Annotated in this window: 9 protein-coding genes; 6 read left to right on the plus strand and 3 right to left on the minus strand. The window is 34.8% G+C overall.

Going from position 1 to position 7,767, the window contains the following annotated elements; genetic code table 11:
* Window positions 1-106: 106 nt before the first annotated feature.
* The 3 genes from K9N40_12420 to K9N40_12430 form a co-directional block, all read right to left on the minus strand.
* The gene (locus tag K9N40_12420) at window positions 107-988 is read right to left on the minus strand and encodes a hypothetical protein (protein MCF7815272.1); all 882 of its coding nucleotides are present in this window, start codon (window positions 986-988) and stop codon (window positions 107-109) included.
* Complete coding sequence (locus tag K9N40_12425; GenBank protein ID MCF7815273.1) at window positions 988-1,794, minus strand: hypothetical protein; 807 nt, start codon at window positions 1,792-1,794, stop codon at window positions 988-990. Before K9N40_12425 ends, K9N40_12420 begins: the two co-directional genes overlap by 1 nt.
* Before the next feature lie 129 nt (window positions 1,795-1,923).
* The gene (locus tag K9N40_12430; GenBank protein MCF7815274.1) at window positions 1,924-2,313 is read right to left on the minus strand and encodes a gamma-glutamylcyclotransferase; all 390 of its coding nucleotides are present in this window, start codon (window positions 2,311-2,313) and stop codon (window positions 1,924-1,926) included.
* A 259-nt stretch (window positions 2,314-2,572) separates the two neighbouring features.
* Between K9N40_12430 and rfbA the strand changes: the two genes are divergently transcribed.
* From rfbA to K9N40_12460, 6 genes are read left to right on the plus strand one after another with little or no spacing between them, the layout of a single operon-like run.
* Entirely contained in the window at window positions 2,573-3,448 is an 876-nt protein-coding gene (gene rfbA, locus K9N40_12435; protein ID MCF7815275.1) for a glucose-1-phosphate thymidylyltransferase RfbA, read from the plus strand.
* A 30-nt stretch (window positions 3,449-3,478) separates the two neighbouring features.
* Window positions 3,479-4,546: a dTDP-glucose 4,6-dehydratase gene (gene rfbB, locus K9N40_12440; protein ID MCF7815276.1), complete on the plus strand. Its 1,068-nt coding sequence runs from the start codon at window positions 3,479-3,481 to the stop codon at window positions 4,544-4,546.
* Window positions 4,547-4,551: 5 nt separating this feature from the next.
* Complete coding sequence (gene rfbC / locus K9N40_12445; protein ID MCF7815277.1) at window positions 4,552-5,106, plus strand: dTDP-4-dehydrorhamnose 3,5-epimerase; 555 nt, start codon at window positions 4,552-4,554, stop codon at window positions 5,104-5,106.
* On the plus strand, window positions 5,103-5,951 hold the full coding sequence (gene rfbD, locus K9N40_12450; protein ID MCF7815278.1) for a dTDP-4-dehydrorhamnose reductase: 849 nt from the start codon (window positions 5,103-5,105) through the stop codon (window positions 5,949-5,951). The genes rfbC and rfbD overlap by 4 nt, the downstream gene beginning before the upstream one ends.
* A 3-nt stretch (window positions 5,952-5,954) precedes the next feature.
* Window positions 5,955-6,992, plus strand: a complete 1,038-nt coding sequence (locus K9N40_12455) for a glycosyltransferase family 2 protein (protein MCF7815279.1) — start codon at window positions 5,955-5,957, stop codon at window positions 6,990-6,992.
* Window positions 6,992-7,669 carry a glycosyltransferase gene (locus K9N40_12460; protein MCF7815280.1) on the plus strand — a complete coding sequence of 226 codons (678 nt, stop codon included), beginning with the start codon at window positions 6,992-6,994 and terminating at the stop codon, window positions 7,667-7,669. Before K9N40_12455 ends, K9N40_12460 begins: the two co-directional genes overlap by 1 nt.
* The last annotated feature ends 98 nt before the right edge of the window (window positions 7,670-7,767 follow it).

Raw genomic sequence — 7,767 nt, forward strand, 5'->3', positions numbered from 1 at the left:
TTTCGTCGTGACCTTTGCCACTCGCAGATTATCTCTGCCAGGGTTTCCAGGGCATTTATTAAGAATCGCATTAATCTTCTATTGATGGGCATTTCTCCTCCTTTTTTTAGATTGCCTGCCGGAACATCTCAGGATGCAGCTGCTGGTAGAAATGACAGTAGTTATTTACAGGACAGTAATTCTCACAGCGCTTAGGTTCACCATGTCTAACTTCCAGATAGAGTTTATCACGATCGGTATTCGTACTCATGAACGATTCCGCCTGCTCTTGGCTTGTGCAGAGTTTGACCGCTCTTTTGTTACCGTGTTTCATTATGGCATAGACATCGTCATCCTGCCAGCGTTCGTGTTGACCGCACTCTTTGATGACATCATCGTGTAGTCTGAGAGCCATCGCCATTTTGAACAAACGTTCCTTTATGAAGTTTTCACAATGGTCCACAGACCATTTACGGATTGGAATAATTTCAACCTGCTTGGGATAATTAGCTTCAAACTTAGCTTTTCTGGCTGACCAGTCTCGAAAGATCGCAATTATCTGCAATTTCTTAACCTCAAAGCCTGCCTGTTCGTATAAGTACGAGTAACAGTTCAATTGTTTTTCCCATTCCTTTTTGTTTGATGCGAAAATGTAACTCCAGACAGAAGTAAACTTAAAATCGGAGATCACACCATCCTCAAAAAGATCAATTCCCCCCGAGATAATTTTTCCATTTACCTTTGCGAATAATCTTTCTTCATTCAAGCTACAGTCGCTTTCACTCTTTTCCAGTACCTTATGCATTGCACTTCCCATCAAGCTCCAGATCAGATCCGATGCTTCGCGCTTCAGCTCATCCTGATGCCGTTTCTCCAGCACAAAAAGTTTCTCCGGTTTGATCAGATCTGTGACAGAACAAAAGTGCTCAGCATCTGCGCCAGAATACCAGTTATGGGAAATTGCACGATAGATCGGCAGGGGGATTTTGTTGTAATTAGTGATCTGCATCAGGCTGCCTCCTCAAGCTGTTTTATCTCTTCTTCGATGACAGGAAATCTATTAAGTTTAGAAGACATAATCCGCTGATAGAGATTTCCTTTCTGACTTTTTGTGATCTTGTTTCGCTTTGATAAGGTATAAAGATTATACAATAGATCACATTGTTTATTAAAGTATTTGATCAAACCATTACCGGTATTTTTGGAATGCAGTTTCTGCAGATATTCGGCATGTTTTTGTTCACTGATAATTCCCAGGTCAGCCAGATTACGAAGTTTTTGATAAAGAGTAAGCGATCTGAAATTACCTTTCAAGATATTCTTTTCCTTATCTGGTAATACTGAAGACGGTAGAGTAGGCTCTTTCCACCAGCCGGAGACACCCTCTGCTTTGAAAAAGTGAACCCTTTCCTGATTATTGCCAGGTTTTTCAGGCAGCAGATCAACATAAAAAGCTGGAGTTTTGTAAAGATAACGCCCAATACCGAATTTTACAGCAGCTCGTTTCAAGGCATCTGAGAATGCTCCTTTTAAAGCTTCGATATCGGTAAAAGATGCAGCATCCTGTTTGGTGATTGAACTTTCATTGATCCTAAGTGTTAATCTGCAGGTAACACCACTTGCCAGAAGTTCATATTCATCCGACCAGTTTTCGATCCCCAGTATCTTATCCAGTCTGTCCATGATAGCTCTGGATGTAAGATAGGGATATAGTTTAATTCTTTTCTGATCACCACTGACAGCAGCTATACGAAATTCTATATCCTCTGCCGGAAATGGTGCTTTCAATTTTGCTTCAATTTCCTTGCTTAGCATAATTTTTCTCCTTTTAAAGTGTTATGAACCGTATGTTCAATAAATAAAAAAACAGCCTGCATATTTATGTATGTAGGCTGTTCGAAATCAGGGAATATCCGTAATTCCCCCGATAATCTAATATCTAAATTAACTACATTCCCAAATCCCGGAAACGATCTTCATTTTCTGATCAACTTTACCATTGTAAACATAACAATAGGCTTGCTGTTGTTTGCCTATTTTGGTTTTAACATTCACAATTTTTCTGGTAAAAAGATCATTTTTACTTTTATTGAATCCTTCAATAAAATCCATCCTCTGCAAAACATGCTGATAGATCTTCGAATTAGCATAAAAGTGAACTTCTCCTCTAACAGTATTCTCACCTTCCAGTTTAAGAGCAGGAAAAGCCCCCAAATCATAGAGTGCAGCTCCAGGTAAACTGGCTTGAATTTCTTCACGTTTAAAGTTTTTGAAAATATCGAAAATCCCACCTGCTTTCAAGGTTCCGTAGACAAAAATTGGTAATTCCTTCATACATCCTCCAAAATTGATATCTAAGATTATATTCCTTCCGTATAATATATACCCGATTTTGGTTGAATTCGCACTACTGAGAGTGATTTTGTATTGTATCTATTTTGTACAAATATTTCTGATTTCCATTTGGCTATATATTAAAACATTTAAATTTTTTTAAGAATATTCAGATTAAGAATTATCATTTTTATTGACTTATACCATCTATAAAAATTAATAAAGATAATATGAAATATTGTTTTATGGGACGGATTTTATGAAAGGTATCATATTAGCGGGTGGAGCAGGTTCCAGACTCTATCCGAATTCCTTAATTTACAGCAAGCAGCTCACGATGATCTACGACAAACCGATGATCTATTATTCGCTTTCTGTTTTAATGCTGATTGGAATCAGAGAAATCCTCATTATTACAGATGAAAAAACATTGCCTGCTTACAAGATGCTTTTTCAGGATGGCTCTCATTTGGGATTATCTATCAGCTATAGAATACAAACTGAACCAAGAGGTCTGGCAGAAGCATTTCTGATAGGAGAAGAATTTATTGGCAATGATTCTGTTACAATGATACTGGGTGATAATATTTTTTACGGAAAGCTTGATTTTATCCGTTCTGCGCAAAAACAGAATCAGGGAGCAACCGTATTTGGTTATTATGTGAAAGACCCGCAACGTTATGGTGTAATTGAATTTTCGGAAAGCGGTGAAGTAATTTCCATAGAAGAAAAACCTCAAAAACCAAAATCAAATTACGCCGTAGTAGGTTTATATATTTATGATAATGATGTAGTAAAGTATGCAAAAAACTTGCAGCCGTCAGCACGGGGGGAATTGGAAATTACCGATCTGAATAACGAATATCTTAAAAGAAGTAAATTGAAAGTTGAACTTTTTGGCAGAGGAATTGCCTGGCTGGATACCGGAACTCCGCAAACTTTGCTGGAAGCTTCCACTTTTATAGGAGCTGTGGAGCACAGACAGGATCTTAAGATAGCCTGTATAGAAGAGATTGCCCTTACTATGAATTATATTTCTAAAAAGAAATTCAGGAAGTTGATAAACAATATGCCCAAATGCAGTTATAGAGATTATCTGCTGAAAATATACTATAACAGTAAAATTAAGATATAGAAATTTATGTTAAAAAAATCTAATGAAAATATTCGGAAATCGAAAATCTTGATCACCGGTGGATGTGGATTCATTGGTACAAATTTCATTCATTTTCTATTTAACAACCCCTCATTTCAAGGAGAAGTAATCAACCTGGATAAACTAACTTATGCTGGTAATAGAAATAATCTTAAAACAATAGAAGCAGAGTTTTTGAACAAACGTTACTTTTTTGAACAAACTGATATCTGTGATCTGGTTCAACTTGAAAAAATATACCACAAATACGAGCCTGATATTATCGTTCATTTTGCTGCAGAATCACATGTTGATCGCTCCATACATGAGCCGGCTGCTTTTATTAATACAAATATTATCGGAACGTTCAATCTGCTAGAACTCACCAGAAAATTATCTGAACAAGGAAGGGATATCTTATTCCATCATGTTTCTACTGATGAAGTTTTCGGTTCTCTAGGAGATGAAGGATGTTTTGTTGAAACAAGTCCTTATGATCCCAGAAGCCCTTATTCCGCCTCCAAAGCTTCTTCCGATCATCTTGTCAGAGCATATTTTCACACTTACAAGCTGCCTATAACGATATCAAACTGCTCCAACAATTATGGCCCATTTCAATTCCCGGAAAAACTGATCCCCTTGATGATATCTAATATGCTACAAAATAAACCATTACCAATTTATGGTGATGGAAAAAATGTTCGCGACTGGCTGTTTGTGGAAGATCATTGCTCAGGAATCTGGGAAATAATTTCACATGGAAACATTGGTGAAACTTATAATTTGGGTGGAGAAAATGAGCTGACCAATATGGAATTGGTAAATATCTTGTGCGAAAAAATGGCACTACTTAAAAATGAATCAATAGATCATTATAAGAAATTGATAGCTTATGTAAAAGATCGACCAGGACACGATAGAAGATATGCCATAGATTGCAGTAAAATAAAACAAGAATTGAATTGGAAACAAGCAGTTACATTTGAAAAAGGGCTTGAAAAAACTATTTTCTGGTACCTGGATAATTTGGAATGGATAAAGCAGATAAAATCCGGTGCTTATAAGAACTGGATAAATAAAAATTATAGTGATCGATAAGAATTATGAAAATTGAAAATACAAAAATTAAAGATTTAAAGATCATAACTCCCGATATTTTCTCAGATGAGCGCGGCTATTTTTTTGAGATGTTTCATACAAAGAAATTTAAGGAAATGGAAATCCCTATCAATTTTGTTCAGGATAATCAATCATTTTCCAAATATAGGACGATCAGAGGTCTGCACTATCAGATTGGAGAATTTGCCCAGGGTAAATTAGTGCATGTAGTGCAAGGAAAAATACTTGATGTTGCTGTTGATATTCGATTTAGCTCTCCCACTTTTGGAAAATATTTTTCGATAGAATTATCAGATTCAAATCAGAAATTTATCTGGATTCCTCCCGGATTTGCCCATGGTTTTTCTGTGCTTTCCGAAACTGCAGTTATGTTTTATAAATGTACGGCAGTATATTCTCCAACCCACGAACGGGGAATTTTATTCAACGATCCTGATTTGAATATCGACTGGAAAATAGAAAATCCGCTCGTTTCGGAAAAAGACAGAAAAAATTCAAACTTCAGAGAAATTGAAAAGGACTTTGTTTTTAGAAAATGAAAATTTTAATTCTTGGTGCGAATGGCCAGCTGGGAACAGCTTTAACAAATTTATTCATAAAGCAAAATGTTTCTTTTACTACAGCTGATCTACCAGATTTTGATATCACCAACCATGAAATAATAACTCAAAAAATAAAAGAGATAAATCCGAATATTATAATCAATGCTGCTGGTTACACGAATGTAAAAAGGGCTGAAATAGAATTTGACAGAGCTCTTCAGATAAATGCTGTAAGCCTGAAAAAACTCTCTGAGATCTGTAATAAAAACAACATTTATTTATGCCATATCAGCACAGATTATGTTTTCGACGGAACAAAAAACACGCCATATCTGGAAAATGATAAAACCAAGCCAGTTAATTGTTATGGTTTATCTAAAGAGCTGGGAGAGAAGATAATCCAAAATTACTGCAATGACCATGTTATTGTACGTACAGCAGCGCTTTATGGAAAAAGCAAAATCAAATCAGCCAATATTGTTGATAAAATTATTAGTTTTGCTCGGAAAAATGAAGAAATTTCTTTTGTGGAAGATGAATTTACTTCCCCAACTTTTTCAGAAGATCTGGCAAAACAGATACATAAAATTCTCCAAAACGGAATTAAAGGAATAGTTCATGCAACTTCTCAAGGTGAATGTAACTGGTTTGAATTTGGGAAATATCTTTTGGATATTATGAATATAAAAGTTAAAATGAACAGAATAAAATCGGCAGATTTTTCCCAAGATTTAAAGAAACCGCTTTACTCAGTGCTGGAAAATTACAGATTAAAATCATTGAAGCTTAATTTGATGCCGACTTGGCAGGAAGCACTTGATAAATATTTAAAGAATCAATAATTCATGAAATACCAACCTTTAGTATCAATCATTTTAGTTTCTTATAATAGTGAAGAATATATCCTTGATTGTTTAAATTCATTATCTGCTCAAAATTATAAAAACTTCAACATCATTTTTGTTGATAACAACTCATCAGATAATTCCGTCCAAATCGTAAAAAAGGATTCCTCAGATATTATAACAATATGTAACAAAAATAATTACGGATTTCCAAAAGCTTGCAATATCGGCTTTCAAAAAGCATTTGAAGATAAAAATGTGAAATATGTTATCTGTTTGAATATCGATACAACTCTGGATGAAAACTGGCTGGAAGAATTGGTGAAAGTGGCAGAAATTTATCCAGATGCAGGTTCAGTTCAATCAAAAATCCTGCTGCATGATAATCCCCAAGTTATTAATACTGCAGCTAATAATCTTACTTTTCTGGGTTTTGGTTACTGCGGTAATTACCTGGAAAAAAGTTCTGTCAAAACAGAAATAGAGGAAATCCCCTATTCCAGTGGTACTTCTGTATTATATTCCAGAAAAGCTTTGGAACAAGCAGGATTTTTCGATGAAGATTACTTTCTCTATCACGAAGATGTTGATCTTGGTATCAGGTTAAAGCTTTTTGGATTTAAAAATTTTCTCGTACCAAAATCGATTTGTTATCACAAATATGCTTTTCCAAAACAAAACAAGGTATATTTTCTGGAGAGAAATCGTTTAATATCTTTATTTAAGAATTTCAGTTTTAAAACACTTTTAATCATCTTTCCAGCTTTTCTGATCAATGAAATCGGCTTGGTTATTTTTATCCTGCTCACGGGTAATTTTTCCAAAAAGATGGAAAGCTATTTCTACTTTTTTAAGAACATTTTTCGAATTATAGTGAAGAGACGTCACATTCAGAAAAATAGGGCTATCAATGATAGAGAAATTGCCAAATTACTAGTTAGCAGAATTGAGTTTCAAGAACTGGATTTTTTCCTGCTGAAAAAAGCTGCCAATCCCTTTTTTGATCTTTACTGGAAAATTGCAAAAAAACTGATCTAATGAAACCTGACGCAACAATATTTATTCCGACCAAGAATGCTGGACCAGAGTTCAGGATAGTTTTGAAGAAAATCTGTGATCAACAAGAAAAGAACATAGAGATAATCATCTTAGATTCAGGATCAACAGATGAAACCTTGGAAATTGCCAGATCCTTTCCCGTAAAATTACATGAAATAAAACCAGTTGAATTTGGACATGGTAAAACACGTAATCTGGCTTTAGAATATGCTAAAGCTGATTTTATTGTTTTTTTATCTCAGGATGCGATCCCTTTTGATGAATTTTGGTTGTCATGTCTACTTAGAAATTTTGATGATTTGGAGGTGGTCGGTGTCTTTTCCAGACAAATCCCAAGACAAAACTCAAAGGAAGTCCAGAGATTTTTTTATCAGTATTATTTCCCTAATAAAAAAATAATCCGACCGCAATCAGAATTTAATTCCAGTCAGAATAGATTTTTTTCTAATGTGAGCTCTTGTATTAGGAAAGATGTTTTGCAGAAATATCCTTTTGATGAAACTATCTTGACATCTGAAGATCAGGATTGGGCTATGAGAGTAATCCAATTAGGTTTTAAAACGTTTTATGAACCTGATTCTCTTGTAATTCATTCCCACGATCATAATTTAAAACAGGCTCTTTTTAGTTTTAAATGGGTAAATAGCATTTATTGATCAACCTGAAATCAAGTTTTCCGAGTAAAAGGAAGATAATAGTTTTAAAACAATCAAAAGTTTTAAATCCTCTTGCCTTTGCTTTAGCAGCCTGAACT

Source organism: Candidatus Cloacimonadota bacterium (assembly GCA_021734245.1).
In the GTDB taxonomy this organism is placed as follows: Bacteria; Cloacimonadota; Cloacimonadia; order Cloacimonadales; family TCS61; genus B137-G9.